The sequence below is a fragment of the Janthinobacterium sp. GMG1 genome (assembly GCF_034427795.1).
Lineage (GTDB): Bacteria > Pseudomonadota > Gammaproteobacteria > Burkholderiales > Burkholderiaceae_D > Janthinobacterium.
On record NZ_JAXQNT010000006.1, the window covers coordinates 200,213 to 219,702 of the forward strand.

The 19,490-nt window shown below is 61.5% G+C and carries 17 protein-coding genes and 2 tRNA genes; 16 read left to right on the forward strand and 3 right to left on the reverse strand.

Annotation, left to right across the window (positions count from 1 at the left end; genetic code table 11):
- The first annotated feature begins 210 nt into the window (after positions 1-210).
- From SJI03_RS17555 to SJI03_RS17565, 3 genes are all read left to right on the forward strand, one after another.
- Positions 211-2,571 carry a DNA translocase FtsK gene (locus SJI03_RS17555; RefSeq protein ID WP_176389470.1) on the forward strand — a complete coding sequence of 787 codons (2,361 nt, stop codon included), beginning with the start codon at positions 211-213 and terminating at the stop codon, positions 2,569-2,571.
- Positions 2,572-2,601: 30 nt separating this feature from the next.
- Positions 2,602-3,231 carry an outer membrane lipoprotein chaperone LolA gene (gene lolA, locus SJI03_RS17560; protein ID WP_233516360.1) on the forward strand — a complete coding sequence of 210 codons (630 nt, stop codon included), beginning with the start codon at positions 2,602-2,604 and terminating at the stop codon, positions 3,229-3,231.
- Positions 3,232-3,304: 73 nt separating this feature from the next.
- Complete coding sequence (locus SJI03_RS17565) at positions 3,305-4,612, forward strand: replication-associated recombination protein A (protein WP_322428043.1); 1,308 nt, start codon at positions 3,305-3,307, stop codon at positions 4,610-4,612.
- Positions 4,613-4,614: 2 nt separating this feature from the next.
- Here SJI03_RS17565 and SJI03_RS17570 read toward each other — a convergent pair whose 3' ends face one another.
- Positions 4,615-5,352 (reverse strand): NAD(P)-dependent oxidoreductase, encoded by a 738-nt coding sequence (locus SJI03_RS17570; RefSeq protein ID WP_322428044.1) that lies wholly within the window; start codon positions 5,350-5,352, stop codon positions 4,615-4,617.
- Positions 5,349-5,639, reverse strand: coding sequence for a DUF2917 domain-containing protein (locus tag SJI03_RS17575; RefSeq protein ID WP_322428045.1), 291 nt, complete (start codon positions 5,637-5,639; stop codon positions 5,349-5,351). Before SJI03_RS17575 ends, SJI03_RS17570 begins: the two co-directional genes overlap by 4 nt.
- A gap of 180 nt (positions 5,640-5,819) precedes the next feature.
- On the opposite strand from SJI03_RS17575, the gene SJI03_RS17580 reads away from it, so the two are divergent.
- From SJI03_RS17580 to SJI03_RS17600, 5 genes are all read left to right on the forward strand, one after another.
- The gene (locus tag SJI03_RS17580; protein ID WP_322428046.1) at positions 5,820-7,241 is read left to right on the forward strand and encodes a PLP-dependent aminotransferase family protein; all 1,422 of its coding nucleotides are present in this window, start codon (positions 5,820-5,822) and stop codon (positions 7,239-7,241) included.
- A gap of 149 nt (positions 7,242-7,390) precedes the next feature.
- Positions 7,391-7,594 (forward strand): hypothetical protein, encoded by a 204-nt coding sequence (locus tag SJI03_RS17585; RefSeq protein ID WP_099380546.1) that lies wholly within the window; start codon positions 7,391-7,393, stop codon positions 7,592-7,594.
- A gap of 134 nt (positions 7,595-7,728) precedes the next feature.
- Positions 7,729-9,018 carry a serine--tRNA ligase gene (gene serS, locus SJI03_RS17590; RefSeq protein ID WP_322428047.1) on the forward strand — a complete coding sequence of 430 codons (1,290 nt, stop codon included), beginning with the start codon at positions 7,729-7,731 and terminating at the stop codon, positions 9,016-9,018.
- A gap of 76 nt (positions 9,019-9,094) precedes the next feature.
- Positions 9,095-9,184 (forward strand) — tRNA-Ser (locus tag SJI03_RS17595).
- 335 nt (positions 9,185-9,519) lie between these two features.
- Positions 9,520-9,609: transfer RNA gene (locus SJI03_RS17600), tRNA-Ser, on the forward strand.
- A gap of 165 nt (positions 9,610-9,774) precedes the next feature.
- Here SJI03_RS17600 and SJI03_RS17605 read toward each other — a convergent pair.
- Positions 9,775-10,311, reverse strand: a complete 537-nt coding sequence (locus tag SJI03_RS17605) for a hypothetical protein (RefSeq protein ID WP_322428048.1) — start codon at positions 10,309-10,311, stop codon at positions 9,775-9,777.
- 134 nt (positions 10,312-10,445) lie between these two features.
- On the opposite strand from SJI03_RS17605, the gene hisC reads away from it, so the two are divergent.
- The 8 genes from hisC to xsc all read left to right on the forward strand — a co-directional run bounded on the left by hisC (position 10,446) and on the right by xsc (position 19,400).
- Positions 10,446-11,501 carry a histidinol-phosphate transaminase gene (gene hisC / locus SJI03_RS17610; protein WP_322428049.1) on the forward strand — a complete coding sequence of 352 codons (1,056 nt, stop codon included), beginning with the start codon at positions 10,446-10,448 and terminating at the stop codon, positions 11,499-11,501.
- A gap of 4 nt (positions 11,502-11,505) precedes the next feature.
- Positions 11,506-11,943 carry a GNAT family N-acetyltransferase gene (locus SJI03_RS17615; RefSeq protein WP_322428050.1) on the forward strand — a complete coding sequence of 146 codons (438 nt, stop codon included), beginning with the start codon at positions 11,506-11,508 and terminating at the stop codon, positions 11,941-11,943.
- 63 nt (positions 11,944-12,006) lie between these two features.
- Complete coding sequence (locus tag SJI03_RS17620; RefSeq protein ID WP_099380829.1) at positions 12,007-12,876, forward strand: NAD(P)-dependent oxidoreductase; 870 nt, start codon at positions 12,007-12,009, stop codon at positions 12,874-12,876.
- 205 nt (positions 12,877-13,081) lie between these two features.
- On the forward strand, positions 13,082-14,146 hold the full coding sequence (locus tag SJI03_RS17625; RefSeq protein ID WP_081922749.1) for a YeiH family protein: 1,065 nt from the start codon (positions 13,082-13,084) through the stop codon (positions 14,144-14,146).
- Positions 14,147-14,162: 16 nt separating this feature from the next.
- Entirely contained in the window at positions 14,163-15,467 is a 1,305-nt protein-coding gene (locus tag SJI03_RS17630; RefSeq protein WP_322428051.1) for a D-amino acid dehydrogenase, read from the forward strand.
- Positions 15,464-16,279, forward strand: coding sequence for a thiazole synthase (locus SJI03_RS17635; protein WP_322428052.1), 816 nt, complete (start codon positions 15,464-15,466; stop codon positions 16,277-16,279). Before SJI03_RS17630 ends, SJI03_RS17635 begins: the two co-directional genes overlap by 4 nt.
- Positions 16,280-16,349: 70 nt before the next feature.
- The gene (locus tag SJI03_RS17640) at positions 16,350-17,360 is read left to right on the forward strand and encodes a porin (protein WP_322428053.1); all 1,011 of its coding nucleotides are present in this window, start codon (positions 16,350-16,352) and stop codon (positions 17,358-17,360) included.
- 225 nt (positions 17,361-17,585) lie between these two features.
- Positions 17,586-19,400 carry a sulfoacetaldehyde acetyltransferase gene (gene xsc, locus SJI03_RS17645; RefSeq protein ID WP_322428054.1) on the forward strand — a complete coding sequence of 605 codons (1,815 nt, stop codon included), beginning with the start codon at positions 17,586-17,588 and terminating at the stop codon, positions 19,398-19,400.
- Positions 19,401-19,490: the final 90 nt, after the last annotated feature.

Below are 19,490 nucleotides of genomic sequence, written 5' to 3' on the forward strand. Positions count from 1 at the left end.
GCTTCTCTATGAGTGGGGTCTATCCGAATTGGGGGCATACGCGCGAAGAACAAGGGCGTATTGCGCTTGCGCAAGCAATCCACGATTATAGACCAAGCCGCCTGTAGCGACGAATCGTGGGGCCGTCCGGGGCATATATGGCTTAGAATACTTCCTTATTATGGGAAATTCCCTTTCAGAAACATTTTTCACCTTGCAGCGCTTCCCAGAATGACTAAACCAGCCCAGGCCAATCAAAATAGCTACACCCGAAAACCGGTCGAACGCCGGCCCCTGCCCAACCGGCTGGTGCGGCTGCTGTCCGAGGCGCGCTGGTTCGCGCTGGCCGCGTTTGCCCTGTATTTCGTGCTGATACTGGCCAGCTTCAACAAGCTCGACCCGGGCTGGTCGCATGCCACCAACGTCGACAAGGTCGCCAACCTGGGCGGCAAGCTCGGTGCGACCTTCTCCGATCTGTTGCTGTATATCTTCGGCTTTTCCGCCTGGTGGTGGTGCGTGTGGCTGCTGCGCACGGTGTGGCATGGCTATCGCCGCCTGAGCCGCCGCTTCCTGCTGGAAGAGGAAGAGGTGGAGCGCGAGCACCACGTCGAGATGCTGATCCGCATCGTCGGCTTCTCCATCATGCTGATCGGCAGCATGGGACTCGAATACCTGCGCATGGCGAAAAGCCTGCACGTGCAGCTGCCGCGCGATCCCGGTGGCGTGCTGGGCCAGCTGGTGGGGCACTCGGCCCACGTGGCCTTTGGTTTCACGGGCGCGACTTTATTACTGTTGCTGCTGTTCGGCCTGGGCTTTTCCCTGTTCTTCCACGTATCGTGGCTGCAAGTGGCCGAACGCATCGGCGGCGCCATCGAAGATGCCTTCAACTGGTTCGTGCTGCGCTACCAGGACCGCGAAGACCGCCGCCAGGGCGAAGTGGCTGCCGTGCGCCGCGACGAAGTGGTGGTCATCGAACGGGCCAAGCACGTGGAGAAACATGTGGCCGCGCCGCCCGTGAAGATCGAGCCGCAGGTGGTGACCGTGGTGAAATCGGAGCGCGTGGAGAAGGAACGCCAGGCGCATCTGTTTGAAACCCCCGGCGACGGCAAGCTGCCGCCGCTGTCCTTGCTCGATGAAGCGCCACCCGTGGTGGAAACGGTTTCCGTGGAAACCCTGGAATTCACGAGCCGCCTGATCGAAAAGAAATTGTCGGACTTTGGCGTGGATGCCAAGGTAGTGGCCGCTTACCCCGGCCCTGTGGTGACGCGCTATGAAATCGAGCCGGCCACGGGCGTCAAGGGCAGCCAGATCGTCGGCCTGGCGCGCGACCTGGCCCGTTCGCTGTCGCTTACTTCCATCCGTGTAGTGGAAACCATTCCCGGCAAGAATTACATGGCGCTGGAATTGCCGAATAGCAAGCGCCAGATCGTGCGCCTGACGGAAATCCTTGGCTCCAAGGTCTACAACGATGGCGTATCGAGCCTGACGATTGCGCTGGGCAAGGATATCGCCGGCAAGCCCGTCGTGGCGGATCTGGCCAAGATGCCCCACTTGCTGGTGGCCGGTACTACCGGTTCCGGTAAATCGGTCGGCATCAATGCGACGATTCTGTCGCTGCTGTACAAATCCGACCCGCTCGATGTGCGTTTGATCCTGATCGATCCGAAGATGCTGGAAATGTCTGTCTACGAAGGCATTCCGCACTTGCTGGCGCCCGTCGTCACCGACATGCGCCAGGCCGGCCATGCGCTGAACTGGGCCGTGAACGAGATGGAACGCCGCTACAAGCTGATGAGCAAGATGGGCGTGCGTAACCTGGCCGGCTACAACGCGAAGATTGCCGACGCGAAAAAGCGCGAAGAACACATCCCGAATCCGTTCAGCCTGACACCGGACTCGCCGGAGCCGCTGGAAAAACTGCCGACCATCGTCATCATCATCGACGAACTGGCCGATTTGATGATGGTAGTGGGCAAAAAAGTCGAGGAATTGATCGCGCGTATCGCGCAAAAGGCGCGCGCCGCCGGCTTGCACTTGATTCTGGCCACGCAGCGCCCATCTGTAGACGTGATCACGGGCTTGATCAAGGCGAACATCCCGACGCGTATCGCTTTCCAGGTATCGTCGAAGATCGACTCGCGCACCATTCTCGACCAGATGGGCGCGGAAACCCTGCTGGGCATGGGCGACATGCTGTACATGCCGCCCGGCACCGGTTTGCCGATGCGCGTGCACGGCGCGTTCGTGTCCGATGAAGAAGTCCACCGCGTTGTCAGCCATCTGAAGCTGCAGGGCGAACCGAATTACATCGAGGGCATCCTCGAAGGCGGCACCCTGGAAGGCGACGGCGCCGAAGGCGGCGCGCCGGGCGAGGGCGGCGGCGAGGCCGATGCCCTGTATGACCAGGCGGTGGCGGTGGTGCTGAAAAACCGCCGCGCCTCGATTTCGCTGGTGCAGCGCCATTTGCGCATCGGCTACAACCGCGCCGCCCGTCTGCTCGAGCAGATGGAGCAGAGCGGGGTGGTATCAACCATGCAATCCAATGGCAACCGGGAAATCCTGGTGCCGGCGGCAAGTGCCGAACAAGGGTAAAGAATGAAAAGCAATACTTTCGCAGCAAAAATGATGATCGGCGCGGCCAGCGTTGCCTGCGGCCTGCTGTTCGCGGCCAGTGCCTCGGCCAGCGCGTTGGAACAGTTCAAGAGCTTTGCGGCCGGCACCAAGTCGGCCAAGGGCGAGTTCGTGCAGCGCCAGGTCAAGAAGGCGGACGCCAGCGGCAAGTCGAAAGTGTCGACACCGGCCAGTGGCACGTTCGAGTTTGCCCGTCCAGGCAAGTTTATCTGGACGTATCTGAAACCGTACGAGCAGCTGCTGCAAGCCGATGGCGACAAGCTGTATATCTATGACAAGGACTTGAGCCAGGTAACGGTCAAGAAACTGGGCGACGCGCTCGGTTCCTCGCCAGCGGCCATCTTGTTCGGCAGCAACGACCTGGAAAAGAATTTCACCCTGGCTGAAGCGGGCACGCGCGATGGCCTGGAATGGCTGAAAGCGACGCCGAAAGCCAAGGACACAACGTTTGACGAAATCACCATCGGCCTGCGCAATGGCGTGCCGGAAGCGATGGAATTGCGCGATTCGTTCGGGCAGACCTCGGTGCTGGCGTTCAAGAATTTCCAGAAAAATCCGGCGCTTTCGGCTAATCACTTTAAATTTGTCATGCCCAAGGGTGCCGACGTCATTAATAATTAAGACTGTCGCGCCTTGCGTATGAGCCGGCCTCGCAGCAATGCGGGGCTTTTGCATTCTTATTAGGTAACTCATTATGGCGGATCTCTTTTCCACCGCACCACGCCAGCCGCTGGCCGAAGCCTTGCGGCCAGCCACCCTAAACGAAGTCATCGGCCAGACGCATCTGCTGGGCGTGGGCAAGCCGCTGCGCCTCGCGTTCGAGGCGGGCAAGGCCCACTCGATGATCTTGTGGGGGCCGCCCGGCGTGGGCAAGACGACTCTGGCGCGCCTGATGGCGAACGCGTTCGACAGCGAATTCATCGCCTTGTCCGCCGTGTTTGCGGGTGTAAAAGATATCCGCGCAGCCATGGACCAGGCCCGCCACAGCCTGGACCAGTTCGGCAAGCACACTTTATTGTTCGTCGACGAGATCCACAGGTTTAATAAATCGCAGCAGGACGCCTTGCTGCCCTTCGTCGAATCGGGCCTGGTGACCTTCATCGGCGCGACGACGGAAAACCCCAGTTTCGAAGTGAACTCGGCGCTGCTGTCGCGCGCGCAAGTGTATGTATTAAAGTCGCTCAACGAAGACGAGATGAAGCAGTTGCTGGCCAAGGCGCAGTCCACGGCCCTGACGCACCTGACCTTTGACGAGGCGGCCGCCGATACCCTGATCGGCTACGCGGACGGCGATGCGCGCCGCTTCCTGAATTCGCTGGAACAGGCCGAGACGGCCGCCAGCTCGACGGGCACGACCAAAATCGACGCGGCCTTCGTCGACAATGCGCTCACCTTGAATTCGCGCCGCTTCGACAAGGGCGGCGACAATTTCTATGACCAGATTTCCGCCCTGCATAAATCCGTGCGCGGCTCGAACCCGGACGCGGCCCTGTACTGGTTTTGCCGCATGATCGACGGCGGCGCCGACCCCCGTTATTTGTCGCGGCGCATCGTGCGCATGGCCTGGGAAGACATCGGCCTGGCCGACCCCCGTGCCTTGACCATGGTCAATGATGCGGCGGAAACGTATGAACGGCTCGGTTCGCCCGAAGGCGAGCTGGCGCTGGGCCAGGCCGTCATCTACCTGGCGATCGCCGCGAAAAGCAATGCCGGCTATAACGCGTTCAATACGGCCATGGCGTTTGTCAAGAAGGACAAGTCGAAGGAAGTGCCCGTGCACTTGCGCAATGCGCCGACGAAGCTGATGAAGGAACTGGGCTACGGCCACGCCTACCGCTACGCGCACGACGAACCCGATGCGTATGCGGCCGGTGAAACCTACTTCCCGGACGGCATGGCCGAACCGGGCTGGTACCAGCCCGTGCCGCGCGGCCTGGAAAGTAAAATTGCCGACAAGCTGGCCTGGCTGCGCGAGCTGGACAGGAAAGCAGGGAAGGGCTGAGGCTACAGTCCCAGCAAGCTAAAACCGTCATCCTGCGGCGCGTAGCCCACCACCTGGCGCGTCGCTTCGATGGCTAGCCGCTTGTAGCGGTTGTCCGACACGCCATGCACGACGTGGTAGCCGGCCGGCACGTCCGCGCTCACGCAGCGGGCCAGCAATTGCACCACGTCCCGCTCGCTGCTGAAGGCGGCGATGTCGCGCGCGCTGTGCTGTTGACCTGGCGCAAAGTTGGCCACGTTGGCGATGCGCACGGCAATCGCCGTCATGCCATGCTGGTGGGCGAAGGCCGACGCCACGCCTTCGCCGAAAGCCTTGCTGGCACCATACATATTGGCGGGCCGGGCCGGCATGTTTTCCTGCACTTGCACGTCCAGCGGATAGCCCTCGACGGCTTGCGCGCTGCTGGCAAACACGACTCTTTTCACGCCTTGCGCCTGCGCCGCGCGGAAGATGTTGTGCGTGCCGACGATATTCGGCTGCAGCAGCTGCGCATCGAAATCGGCGCTGGCGTGCGGCACGCCGGCCAGGTGCAGCACTACATCGATATCGGCACAGGCGGCCAGGCAGGCGGCATAGTCGCTGACATCGAGCTGCATGGACGGGCAGGGCGCTTCGGCCAGCTTCCCTGTGTGCAGGTCGGCCAGGCGCAGGGAGAATTCCCCGTGCCGGCGCTTCCAGAAAGCGGTGCCGATAACGCCGGCGGCGCCCGTGATGAGGACGCGCAGTGGTTCTTGAATCATGTATTCCTTGTATTCAGTGTGTGAGGCAGTGCCAGGTGCAGCCAGCGCAGCAGGGCGGACCGGGGTGTGGCTGTGCCATGTACGCGGATGTGTCCGCTGCCCACGGCTTCGACCAGGACCAGGCCGTCATTCGGTATCGTGTAGCGTTCGCCGCTGCGCAGCACGCAATCCTCGAACTGGGCGTAGGCCGTGATCCACGCCGTGCCGGACAGGCATTCGATGACCCTGGCGTGCGCTTTTTCCAGGCGTAAGGGCCGTTCGCTGCGTAATTCGTGGTCGGTATGCATGGCATCGCTCCTGTTGTGCTGACAGGAACAGCTTAGGCGCTTGCGACGAACCATGACAGATGCAGGAAAACGAAATTGTGATGAATACAGTACATTTCGTCGTAGACTGTGCTTATCAAAAAACTCGGCAACTGTATCTGTGCGTGCCGCGCGCGGCAGCCGCATACTGAAGGGATGAACATGAGCGCGCATTTGAATCTGTACGAGCACCTGGCCAACGAGCTGGGTGCCCTGATCGACTCGCGCGTGTTTGCGCCCGGCGACCGCTTGCCGTCGATCCGCCACCTGGCGCAGCAAAAGCGCATCTCCATCAGCACCGTGATGCAAGCCTTGCGCCTGATGGAAGACCGGGGGCAAGTCGATGCGCGGCCCCAGTCCGGCTATTTCGTGCGCCACCGCGCGCCGCGCCGCCCGTGCAGCGCGGACGCCCAGCATTTGAAGGAGCCGGCCTTTGTCGGCATCAACAATTTGCTGATGCGCGTGCTGAAGGACAATGAAACGGAGAATATCGTGCAGCTGGGCACGGCCTGGCCGCCCGACGAGATCCTGCCGATCAAGCGCATGCAGCGCACCATCAGCGCCGTGGCGCGGCGCGAGCCCGCGTTATTGAGCAAGGTCAGCTGCTACGACGTCAGCGAAGGCAATTTCCTGCGCCAGGTCACGCGCCGCGCGCTGGACTGGGGCAAGCTGGACCCGCACGAGATCGTCGTGACGAATTCCTGCACGGAAGCGATCAGCCTGTGTTTGCGCGCCGTCGCCAGGCCGGGCGACACCATCGCCATCGAGTCGGCCACATATTTCGTGCTGCTGCAGATGATCGAAAGCCTGGGCATGAAGGCGCTGGAAATCCCCACCGACCCGAAGACGGGGCCGTCGCTCGACGCGCTGGAACTGGCCTTGCGCGCCGGTCTCGTGCAGGCGTGTCTGTTCGTGCCGAACGCCAACAACCCGCTCGGTTGTGTCATGCCGGAAGAAAACAAGAAGCGGCTGGCGGGATTGCTGTCGGAATTCAATATCCCGCTGGTGGAAGACGATGTATATGGCGACCTGTGCTTTGCGCCGCAGCGGCCGTGGCCCGTGAAGGCCTACGACACGAGCGGCAATGTGCTGCTTTGCTCCTCGTTTTCCAAGGCCATCACGCCCGCCTCGCGCGTCGGCTACGTGCTGGCCGGGCGTTTCGCGCAGGAAGTGGCCTTGCTGAAAACCGTGTCGAGCGGCGCCACCAGCCATTTCTTCCAGGCCGTGCTGGCCGATTTTCTGGAAGGCAGCAGCTACGACCAGCAATTGCGCAAGATGCGGCGCACCCTGGTGCAGCGCATCGCGCGCATGTCCGATGCCGTGGCGGCCAGTTTTCCGCTTGAGTGCATGCTGTCCGAGCCGCAGGGCGGTTTCGTGCTGTGGGTGCAGATGCCGCCGCAAGTCGATGCGATGGCCCTGCATGGCAAGGCCATCGCGGACGGCGTGGCGTACATGCCGGGACAGCTGTTCTCGGCCTCGGGCAAGTTCAGCAATTATCTGCGCCTCAATTGCGGCAATGCGTGGACGCCGTGCATCGAGCAGGCGATTGGCCGCCTCGGTCGTCTCGTCAAGGACGCCTTGTAACTATTCTTTGCGCTTCAGTCCCCGTTTTTCACCGTTCGCTCCCTGATTTTCGCTGCTGGTCGCAAGCCGGTGGCGTTGTTCGTGGCCGTTGGCTAAAGTACCACCATACCAGCAGCAGTCAACGAAACAAACTAACCAGGAGTAACATCATGAACGCACTGAAAAACATGGAAATCACCTTTGTCGCCGCCGCCATCATCGCCATCGGCGCCAGCTTCGCCACCGCCGGCGCGAATACCGTGGAAGTGAGCGCCAGCAGCACCGTCGTCGCCCAGGCTGCCGACAGCACGATGCCTGTCGTTACCGTCAGCGCCCGCCGCCTGACCGCTGCCGAAAAAGCCGCCTTTATCTGAACACTGGTTGTAAAGCGGGCGCGAGTGCCCAGCCAGGCTGCCATGACGATGGTTGACCTTGCGCAAAACTCATCGAAGTGAACAGGGTCTTGGTACAATGAGTGCTTTCGATACATCGGCACCGCCATCCACCCATGATAGATATCCAACTTCTCCGTAAAGACATCGCCAACGTCGCAGAACGCCTGGCGACGCGCAAATTCCAGCTCGACGTGGCAGGTTTTACCGCCCTCGAAGCCGAACGCAAGGCGATCCAGACGCGCACCGAAGAGCTGCAGGGCAAGCGCAATGCGCTGTCCAAGCAAATCGGCATGTTGAAAGGCAAGGGGGAAGACACCTCGGCCGTGATGACACAAGTGGCCGGCCTGGGCGATGAGCTGAAAGCCGATGAAGCGGCCCTGAGCGTCGTGCAAGCCAAGCTGAGCGATTTCATCATGGCCGTGCCGAACTTGCCGCATGAATCGTCGCCCCTGGGTACGGACGAGTCGGGCAACGTGGAAGTGCGCAAGGTCGGCACGCCACGCACGTTTGACTTTGAAGTCAAGGATCACGTCGACGTGGGCGCCCCGCTGGGCCTCGATTTCGAAGTGGCCACCAAGCTGACCGGTTCGCGCTTCTCCGTCATGAAAGGCGGCATCGCCCGCCTGCACCGCGCACTGGCGCAATTCATGCTCAACACCCACGTGGACGAGCACGGCTACACGGAATGCTATACGCCGTACATGGTCAATGCCGATTCGTTGCGCGGCACGGGCCAGCTGCCGAAATTTGAAGCCGATCTGTTCTCGGTGAAAAAAGGCGGCGCGGAAGGCGAGGGCGAGACCTTCTACCTGATCCCGACCTCGGAAGTGTCGCTGACGAATATCGCGCGCGACGAAATCCTGGCGCTCGACCAATTGCCCCTGAAGATGACGGCCCACACGCCATGCTTCCGTTCGGAAGCGGGCAGCTATGGCCGCGACACGCGCGGCATGATCCGCCAGCACCAGTTCGACAAGGTGGAAATGGTGCAAGTGGTGCATCCGGACACGTCGTACCAGGTGCTCGATGACATGGTCGGCCATGCGGAAGCCATCCTGCAACGCCTGGGCCTGCCATACCGCGTGATGTCGCTGTGCACGGGCGACATGGGTTTCGGCGCCACCAAGACCTTCGACCTGGAAGTGTGGTTGCCGGCGCAAAATACTTACCGCGAAATCTCGTCCCTGTCGAACTGCGAAGCCTTCCAGGCCCGCCGCATGCAGGCGCGTTTCCGCAACGCCGCCGGCAAGCCGGAACTGGCGCACACCCTGAACGGCTCCGGCCTGGCAGTGGGCCGCACCTTGGTCGCCGTGCTGGAAAACTACCAGCAGGCAGACGGCAGCGTCGAGATCCCGCCAGTGCTGCGCCCTTACATGGGTGGCCTGACGCATCTGACGGCTTAAAATAGTCCTTTTCTTTTCGCTGCGGGCTGCTATAATCTTGCCTTCTCGCAGCAATGCGGGAGAGACCGCAGCAAATGGAGAGGTGGCAGAGTGGTCGAATGTACTTGACTCGAAATCAAGCGTACGTTAAATCGTACCGTGGGTTCGAATCCCACCCTCTCCGCCAGAACAAATAGAGAAAGCTCCCGCAAGGGAGCTTTTTTTATTTGTGGCGGCGGAAAGGAGCAAGGCGCCTGCGCGCCTTGCGCGTGGGATTCGAAGCCCCGCGCATATTTGCGCGGGGCTCTCCGAATTGCCAAATTGGTTTTTACGCGTGCGCCAAGGCAGCAAATTCAAAGACGGGAATCCACGCGCGCGAGCCTCCCCGAATCGCCCAAATGGTTTTTGCTTTTCAAAAGCAAGATTAGCAATAAACCCCCTACCCAACCCAACAACACCCATGCTAAAATAGCGCCTCGTTCAAACCGGCGCGCCAGTTTGAATGAATAGACCGCAGTAAACGGAGAGGTGGCAGAGTGGTCGAATGTACTTGACTCGAAATCAAGCGTACGTTAAATCGTACCGTGGGTTCGAATCCCACCCTCTCCGCCAGAATACATAAGAGAAGCTCCCGCAAGGGAGCTTTTTTTATTCCCGCAAGGTCAAAAAGCCACCAGCTCAAAGTCCAGGTAGAAAAAATCGCCCAAAGCGCGCAGCGCAAGGCGTTTTTTCCTCCATTCAAGTTCTAATAACTAGCGCCGCCACTAACGCAACAAGCTAGTGCACCAGCCTAGCCACAGCAAACGCCACGCCCGACATAGCAATTATCGTTCCCACACACGACAGAATGACAGCCGACTTCGCCTCAGCCACATCGGATTTGGTCGCATAATTGGAGCGCACCACTGCCAAGTCCAGTTTCAAGTTGCCGACATCCGTCTTGAGAACGGCAATATCCGCTTTTACACCAGCCATGTCTTTTGCGAGTGCGTTGAGCTGCTCGTCCATGGTGCAATCCTCCGTGCGTTTCATTCCATGCTCCTCGCTTTTTTCACCCCTGTCAAACAGTGTCCCGAGAGTATCGTGCATGGCCCTGCTATTCCTTGCCAAGCGTTGCGCCAGTACCGTCGCGCGCTGCAGGTCTGCCATTCCTTTGCCCTGAAGCTGGTCCGTGGCAGTCTGCAATTCGACGGCGATCTGTTCACTGAGGCTGGCTGCAACCTGCAGCCATGCATCGATTTTGCGCTGGCGTGCCTGTCGCTCCAGCGCATCAGGCCGCGCCTGTGTATCGTTCAGCTTGTGCATGCTGTTCATGCCGCGTCCTCTTCAACTTCGGGGTGGTACCGATGTTGTCCACGCTACCCCTCGCCATCGCCGCCCACCTTGACCCCGCTCAGCCTATGGTAATCTACCGTATCCCCATCCTGCCCCCATACCAAAGCAAAGCAATGAGCCGATTCTGGAGCAACATCGTCAGCGAGCTGACCCCCTATATCCCTGGCGAGCAACCCAAGCTGCCCAGCCTGGTCAAACTCAACACCAACGAAAATCCCTACGGTCCATCGCCCCAAGTGCTGGCCGCGCTGCGCGACGCCACCAACGACAGCCTGCGCCTCTATCCGGATCCGTCCGCCAGCGAACTGAAGCAAACCCTGGCCGACTACCACGGACTGAACAGCGGGCAAGTGTTCGTCGGCAACGGCTCCGACGAAGTGCTGGCGCTGGCTTTCATGGCCTTGCTCAAGCACGATGCGCCGCTGCTGTTTCCGGACATCAGCTACAGCTTCTATCCCGTGTATTGCAAGCTGTACGGCATCGATTACCGCACGGTAGCGCTCGACGAATCCATGCGCATCCGCCCGCAAGACTACCAGGGCCCGTGCGGCGCCATCATCTTCCCCAATCCCAATGCGCCGACAGGCGTCGACTTGCCGCTGGCCGGCGTGGAAGCGCTGCTGCGCGCCCATCCCGACGCCGTGGTGGTGGTCGATGAAGCGTATGTGGATTTCGGCGGAGAAAGCGCCGTGGCCCTGGTCGAGCGCTATCCGAACTTGCTGGTGGTGCAGACGTTCTCGAAATCGCGCTCGCTGGCCGGTTTGCGCGTGGGCTGTGCCTTCGGGCATCCTGACCTGATCGAGGCGCTGGAAAGAGTGAAGAACAGTTTCAATTCGTATCCGCTGGACCGGCTGGCGCTGGCCGGCGCCGTGGCCTCGCTGCACGACGAAGCGTATTTCCAGCAGACGCGCCAGGCCGTCATCGCCAGCCGCGAACAGCTGACGGCGGACCTGGCGGCGCTGGGCTTCGAGGTGCTGCCGTCGGTGGCCAATTTCGTCTTTGCCCGCCACCCGCAGCATGATGCGGCGCAACTGGCGGCCCGCTTGCGCGCCCGTTCCGTGATCGTGCGCCATTTCAATGCCCACCGCATCAGCCAGTATTTGCGCATCAGCATCGGCACCCCGGCCGAGTGTGCAGCCCTGATGGCAGCCTTGCGCGAAGTGCTGTGACGCCATGCTGACCTTCGTTCCTGCCAGCCCGGCCGATGGCGAGGCGCTGGCCAGCCTGCGCGTGGCTGCCATGCGTGAAAGCCTGGAGCGTATCGGCCGCTATGACCCGCAGCGGGCGCGTCAGCGTTTCCTGGCCACGTACGATCCCGATTGCACCTGGCAGTTGCGCCATGGCGACGCGCTGGCCGGCTTCTATGTGTTGCGCCCGCAAGCGGACTATTTGCTGCTCGATCACCTCTACCTGGCGCCAGGGTGCCAGCGGCAAGGCTTGGGTGCGGCCGTACTGGCGCGCGTGTTTGCCGAGGCCGATGCGGCCCGCAAGAGCGTGCGCGTGGGCGCCTTGCGCGGCAGCGAGGCGAACCACTTCTATGTGCGTCACGGCTTCGTGCCCGATGGCGAGGAAGAGTTCGACCTGTATTATCGGCGCGCCCCCGAACCTTGATGCTGCCAGCGGCGACTCTTTGTGCAACAATAATCGGATTCATTCATCGACAGGACGGACAATATGGCAAAAGTGGCATTCATCGGTTTGGGCGTCATGGGTTTCCCCATGGCAGGTCACTTGGCGGCGGGCGGGCACGACGTCACCGTGTACAACCGCAACCCGGCCCGCGCGGCCGCCTGGCTGGAGCAGCACAAGGGCCGCAGCGCCGCCACGCCGGCCGCAGCAGCAGCCGGCGCCGAGTTCGTCTTCACCTGCATCGGCAACGATAATGATCTGTATCAAGTCATCCTGGAAGAGGGCGGCTTGCTGTCCGCCATGGCGCCAGGCAGCATCCTGATCGACCATACGACGGCTTCGGCCGAAGCGGCGCGCACCATCCACGCGGCGGCAAAAGAAAAGGGCGTGTTCTTCCTCGACGCGCCCGTGTCCGGCGGCCAGGCGGGCGCGGAAAACGGCAAGCTGACCGTGATGGTGGGTGGCGATGCGGAAGCGTATGCGCGCGCCGAGCCCGTCATCGCCCTGTTCTCGCGCGCTGTCACCTATATGGGCGCCTCCGGTTCCGGCCAGCTCACAAAAATGGTCAACCAGATCTGCATCGCGGGCCTCGTGCAAGCCTTGAGCGAAGGCATCGCCTTTGCGGAAAACGCTGGCCTCGACGCGGCCCTGGTGGTCGACGTGATCTCGAAGGGCGCGGCGCAGTCGTGGCAGTTGGAAAACCGCGGCAAGACGATGATAGAGCGCAAGTTCGACTTCGGTTTCGCCGTCGACCTGATGCGCAAGGACCTCGGTATCTGTCTCGCCGAAGCCAAACGCAACGGCAGCGACCTGCCCGTGACGACCTTGACGGACCAGTTCTATGGCGAAGTGCAGCAAGCGGGCGGCAACCGTTTTGATACGTCCAGCCTGATCACCCGTTTGAACAAAAAGTAAATTTTAACTCGTCAGTAGCGAGCGGCGCGTCCCTGCGAAGGGCCGCGCCGCTCGTCGTTTACGGGAGTAAAAAGTAAAAAACGTCAGTTTCCGGAACATCCGGTTTCGATTTTCATGGAAAAGCATGGACTTCGCTAGTTCATCGTGTATTATTAAAAAACGAGATGAAATGTCCCAATTTTTAAAACATTATGAGCGGACCCGCATGAAAACCAACTCCTCAGCGATAACACGCGTTGTCGACAAGAACATTCCCTACCTGTCTTCCGCCGTTGCCATCTGGCGCCCCCGCGCCGTGCTGCGCAGCTGGCCCGGCGTGGCCATCGCGCTGGTGATCGCCCTGTCGGCCACCTTTATTTCCAGCAATTACGGCGGCCCGCAACTGCTGTATGCGCTGTTCTTCGGCCTGGCTTTCCACTTCCTCGCGTCCGATCCCACCTGCAAGCCCGGCATCGAGTTTTGCAGCAAGGTGTTGTTGCGCACGGGCGTGGCCCTGCTGGGCGCGCGCATCACTTTCAACCAGATCGCTTCCGTGGGCGTGACGCCGTTATTGATCGTCGTCGGCGGCCTGGTGGCGACCTTGGGCTTCGGCTACCTGCTGGCCAGGTGGCTCAAGCGTCCCATTACGGAAGGCATTTTGTCGGGCGGTTCCGTCGCCATCTGCGGCGCGTCGGCCGCGCTGGCCATTTCGGCCGTGCTGCCGCAAACCAAGGAAAACGAAAAGTTCACCCTGCTGACGGTGGTGGGCGTGACGTCGCTGTCGACCCTGGCCATGATCGTCTATCCGCTGCTGGTCAAGCTGCTGGGCTTTGATCCGACGGAAGCGGGCGTGTTCATCGGCGGCACCATCCATGACGTGGCGCAAGTGGTGGGCGCCGGCTACCTGGTCAGCAACCATACGGGTGACGTGGCCACCTTCGTGAAACTGACGCGCGTCGCTTGCCTCGTGCCCGTCGTGCTGGGCCTGTCGATCATGTTCAAGCGCAAGGATGGCAAGAGCGAAGTCGATGCGCCACCGCTGGTGCCGTTCTTCCTGATCGGCTTTGTCTGGCTCGTCATCACGAACAGCCTGGGCCTGATTCCGCAGGAAGTGAATGGCTGGATCAACAATGCCTCGCGCGCCTGCCTCGTCATCGCCATTGCCGCCCTGGGCGTGAAAACATCGTTCCAGTCGCTGGCCTCGCTGGGCTGGCGTCCCGTGATCATGCTGGTGATGGAAACCGTGTGGATCGCCGCCTTTGTCGCCATCGCCGTCCTGCTGACGCGCTAAGCGAGCCGGGCCCGCCATGAAGATCCTTGTCCTCGGCGCCGGCGTGGTCGGCACGGCATCGGCCTGGTATTTGCGCCAGGCGGGCCACGATGTGCGCGTGCTTGAACGTCAGGCGGGCGCGGCGCAGGAAACCAGTTTTGCTAACGGCGGGCAGATTTCCGTCTCGCATGCGGAACCGTGGGCCAATCCCGCCACCCTGCGCAAGGTCGTGCGCTGGCTGGGCAAGGACGACGCGCCGCTGCTGTTCCGGCCCCGTCTTGATACGCTGCAATGGCAGTGGGCGCTGCATTACCTGCGCGAGTGCTTGCCGTCGCGGGTGTCGCGCAATATGCGGCAGATCGTCGCCCTGGCCGAGTACAGCCGGCAGAGTTTGCAAGCCCTGCGCCGCGAAACGGGTATCGAATATGACCACCTGGAGCGTGGCATTCTGCATTTCTATACGGACCAGCAGGAGTTCGATAAATCGCAGTCGGGCGCCGCCCTCTTGCGCGAGCTGGGCTGCCCGCGCAATACCGTCAGCGCCGACGAAGTGATAAGGCTGGAACCGGCCCTGGCCCACGCCCGCCCGCACATCGTCGGCGGCGACTTTACGGCCAGCGACGAGTCGGGCGACGTGCATTTGTTTACCACGGCCTTGGCGGCCCGCGCCGCCGCTGCCGGCGTGGATTTTCAGTACGGCAGCACCGTGACGCGTTTGCTGGCGGATGGCGCGCGCATCACGGGCGTGGAATGCATCAATGCGCATGGCCGCCACCGCAGTGAATACGCGGACGCCGTGGTGGTGGCCATGGGCAGCTTTTCCGCGCCCCTGCTGCAGCCGCTGGGCATCCGCCTGATGCTGTATCCGGGCAAGGGTTATTCGGCCACCTATCCGATTCTTGACCCATCCGCCGCACCGACCGTCTCACTGACGGACGACGGCCACAAGCTGGTGTTTTCGCGCCTGGGCGAGCGCCTGCGCGTGGCGGGCACGTGCGAGTTGAACGGCTATACGCGGGAGCTGAACCCCGTGCGCTGCGCCGCCATCACGCGCAGAGTGCAAGCGCTGTTTCCCTACGCCTGCGATTACAGCGATCCCGTCTACTGGGCCGGCCTGCGCCCCCTGACGCCGTCGAACGTGCCCTACATCGGCGCCACGCGCTACCGCCAGCTCTTCCTCAACACGGGCCACGGCACCCTGGGCTGGACCATGGGCTGCGGCGCGGGCAAGGCGATCGCCGAGCTCGTATCCGGGCGGCGGCCTGAAGTCGATTTTGCGTTTTGCGGCGAAGCCCCCCGGCATGAGGCCGCTTTGGTTCAACTTAGGAGAGCACCACGATGAGAGACGTCGCCACCCCCAGCCAACCACCGACCGGCCTGACCCTGGCAGGCACCACTTACCAGTCGCGCCTGCTGGTGGGCACCGGTAAATACAAGGATTTCGAGGAAACGCGCCTGGCCATCGAAGAGAGCGGCGCCGAGATCGTCACCGTCACGATCCGCAGGGTCAACATTGGCCAGGAGAAGGGCGAGCCAAACTTGCTCGACTTCATTCCGCCGTCGAAATACACGATCCTGCCCAACACGGGCGGCTGCTACAACGCGCGCGACGCCGTCTACACCCTGCAACTGGCGCGCGAGCTGCTGGGCGGCCACCCGCTGTGCAAGCTGGAAGTATTGGGCGATGAAAAGACTTTGTTTCCGAACATGCCGGAAACGTTAAAGGCGGCCGGGGAGCTGGTACGCGACGGCTTCCAGGTGATGGTGTATTGCAGCGACGACCCCATCCAGGCACGCATGCTGGAAGACCTCGGCTGCATCGCCGTCATGCCGCTGGCGTCATTGATCGGCTCGGGCATGGGCATTTTGAATCCGTGGAATCTGTCGCTGATCATCGAGCAAGCCCGTGTGCCCGTGCTGGTCGACGCCGGTGTCGGCACGGCGTCGGACGCGGCCATCGCCATGGAACTCGGTTGCGACGGCATCCTGATGAATACCGCCATCGCGGCGGCGCGCGAACCGATACGCATGGCGCGCGCCATGAAACTGGCAGTGCAGGGCGGACGCGAGGCCTATCTGGCCGGACGCATGCCCCGGAGGGCAGGCGTCATGAGCGCTACGCCGTCGTCGCCGATGGCCGGGCTGATCGCCTGAGTCCGATTTGTAGCAAGGCAGTTGATTATCGTTTCAAGCGTTTATAAAAACCACAATACCTGGAGATGACATGAAACACACACTCGTAGCGGCAGCCGTCCTGGCCTCCTTCTTTGCCGGCAACGCCAGCGCCCAATCGTCCGTCACCGTGTACGGCTTGCTCGACGCGGGCCTGACGTCCGAACACGGCGGCGCGGACGGTTCCGTCACCAAGCTGGCCACCGGCGTGCAGTCGGGCAGCCGCATCGGCTTCAAGGGCACGGAAGACCTGGGCAACAATTTGAAAGCCAATTTCTTGCTGGAAAATGGCCTTGACGTGGATACGGGCGCCAACCGCCAGGGCGCCTTGTTCGGACGCAAGGCTTACGTCGGCCTGTCGGGCGGTTTCGGCGCCGTGAACCTGGGTTTGCAGCACAACCCGCTGTTCACCGCGCTGGACAATATCGACCCCTTCGAGACGGGCATGACGGGCGCCTCGATCAACCTGATGAGCGTGGCCAGCCTGCGCACGAAAAACTCCATCATGTACGAGACGCCGAAGGTAAACGGCTTGTCGGCTGCCATCATGTATGGCTTGGGCGAAAAGCCGGACAGCAACACCCTGGGCCGCACCATCGACTTTTCCATCGATTACGCCAACGGCCCGCTGGTGCTGACCCTGGCCCATGACAACCGCAAGGATACGCCGCTGAACACGGCCAAGGTCACCTTGCTGGGCGGCACCTACGACTTCGGCCCCGCCAAGCTGCACGCCGCGTATGAAACGGACAAGGATGATGCGGGCACGGATTTCCGCAACTATATGCTGGGCGCCTCGGCCCCCGTGGGCGCGGCGGGCAGCGTGATGGCGTCCTACATCAAGAAGGATGACCGCACGAATGCGCGCCGCGGCGGGCGCCAGCTGGCCATCGGCTACACCTATGCCTTGTCCAAGCGCACGAATCTGTACACCTCGTACGGCCGCATCAACAACGATGGCGCGGGCAGCAATTTTGTTGGCGACGCTTCCAGCGGCGGCAGCGTGCCCTTGCCTGGGCATAACTCGAGCGCCTTTACGGCCGGCATGCGCTTGAAGTTCTAAGCACGGCGGCGCAGAAAGAGATGGCGGCTTGTCTGTTGCGGATAAGCCGCCATTGTTGTTTCAGGAGCGGACCTAAGTCACGGATTCCGGATTCAGGAATGAAACAGTCCGATTTTTCATGAATTTTCATTGACAGCGCATTTCGCAACCGTTAAATTGAACACGTATTTCAAATATCGGAACAAAATATGCCGATTTTTCATAAAACTGTAAGGAGACTGAGCCATGACCGATTTGTCCGACCAAAAAGCCGCCGCCGCAGCAATACCTGTGGGCCCGCAAAAGATGACGCCTTCCGAAGCGTTCGTGGAAACCCTGGCCGCCAATGGCGTGACCGACATGTTCGGCATCATGGGCTCGGCCTTCATGGACCCGATGGATATCTTTGCGCCGGCCGGCATCCGTTTGATTCCCGTCGTGCACGAGCAGGGCGCCGGCCACATGGCCGATGGCTATGCCCGCGTCTCGGGCCGCCATGGCGTCGTCATCGGCCAGAACGGCCCCGGCATCAGCAATTGCGTCACGGCCATTGCCGCCGCCTACTGGGCGCACACGCCCGTCGTGATCATCACGCCGGAAACGGGCACGATGAGCATGGGCCTGGGCGGCTTCCAGGAAGCGAACCAGCTGCCGATGTTCGAAGAATTTACGAAATATCAAGGCCACGTCACCCATCCTGCCCGCATGGCCGAATACACGGGCCGCTGTTTTGACCGCGCCATGTCCGAAATGGGCCCGACGCAACTGAATATCCCGCGCGACTATTTCTATGGCGAAATCAAGGCCGAGATTCCAAAGCCGAACCGTCTGGACCGCGGCGCCGGCGGCGAGCAAAGCCTCAACGATGCGGCCGAATTGCTGGCCAAGGCCAAGTTCCCCGTGATCATCTCGGGCGGCGGCGTCGTCATGGGTGAAGCGATCGAGGAATGCAAGGCGCTGGCCGAGCGCCTCGGCGCACCCGTCGTCAACAGCTACCTGCATAACGACTCGTTTCCCGCCAGCCATCCGCTGTGGTGCGGTCCGCTCGGCTACCAGGGTTCCAAGGCGGCCATGAAACTGATCGCCAAGGCCGACGTCGTCGTCGCTTTAGGCTCGCGCCTGGGCCCGTTCGGCACCTTGCCGCAGCATGGCATGGATTACTGGCCGAAGAATGCCAAGATCATCCAGATCGATGCCGACAACAAGATGCTCGGTTTGGTGAAAAAGATTTCGGTGGGCATTTGCGGCGACGCCAAGGCGGCGGCGAAAGCCATCCTGTCCCGCCTGGATGGCAAGCCCCTCGACTGCGACGCCACGCGCGACGAGCGCTATGCCGCCGTGCAAGCCGAAAAAGCCGCATGGGAAGAGGAGTTGACCAACTGGACGCACGAAAAAGATGCGTACAGCCTGGACATGATCGAAGAGCAAAAGAAAGAGCCGGGCAGCTATCTGCACCCGCGCCAGGTCCTGCGCGAGCTGGAAAAAGCCATGCCGGAAGACGTGATGGTGTCGACCGATATCGGTAACATCAATTCGGTGGCCAATAGTTACCTGCGCTTTGAAAAGCCGCGCAGCTTCTTTGCGGCGATGAGCTTTGGCAACTGCGGCTACGCCTTCCCGACCATCATCGGCGCCAAGGTTGCAGCACCGCACCGTCCGGCCGTGTCGTATGCGGGTGACGGTGCCTGGGGCATGAGCTTGATGGAAACGATGACTTGCGTGCGCCACAACATTCCCGTGACGGCCGTGGTGTTCCACAACCGCCAGTGGGGGGCGGAAAAGAAAAACCAGGTCGATTTCTACAACCGCCGCTTCGTCGCCGGTGAACTCGACAACCAGAGTTTCGCGGAAATTGCGCGGGCCATGGGCGCCGAAGGTATCACGGTCGACAAGCTGGAAGACGTGGGTCCGGCCCTGAAAAAGGCCATCGACATGCAGATGAATGAAGGCAAGACGACCATCATCGAAATCATGTGCACGCGCGAACTGGGCGACCCGTTCCGCCGCGATGCGCTGAGCAAGCCGATCCGTCACCTGGACAAGTACAAAGACTACGTGTAATCAGTCAGCAGTCTGCCCGATCCTTGTATGACCCCGGCAATTGCGCCGGGTTTTATGTGCCGGAACCATCTTCATGCTTCCGTGGTTCCG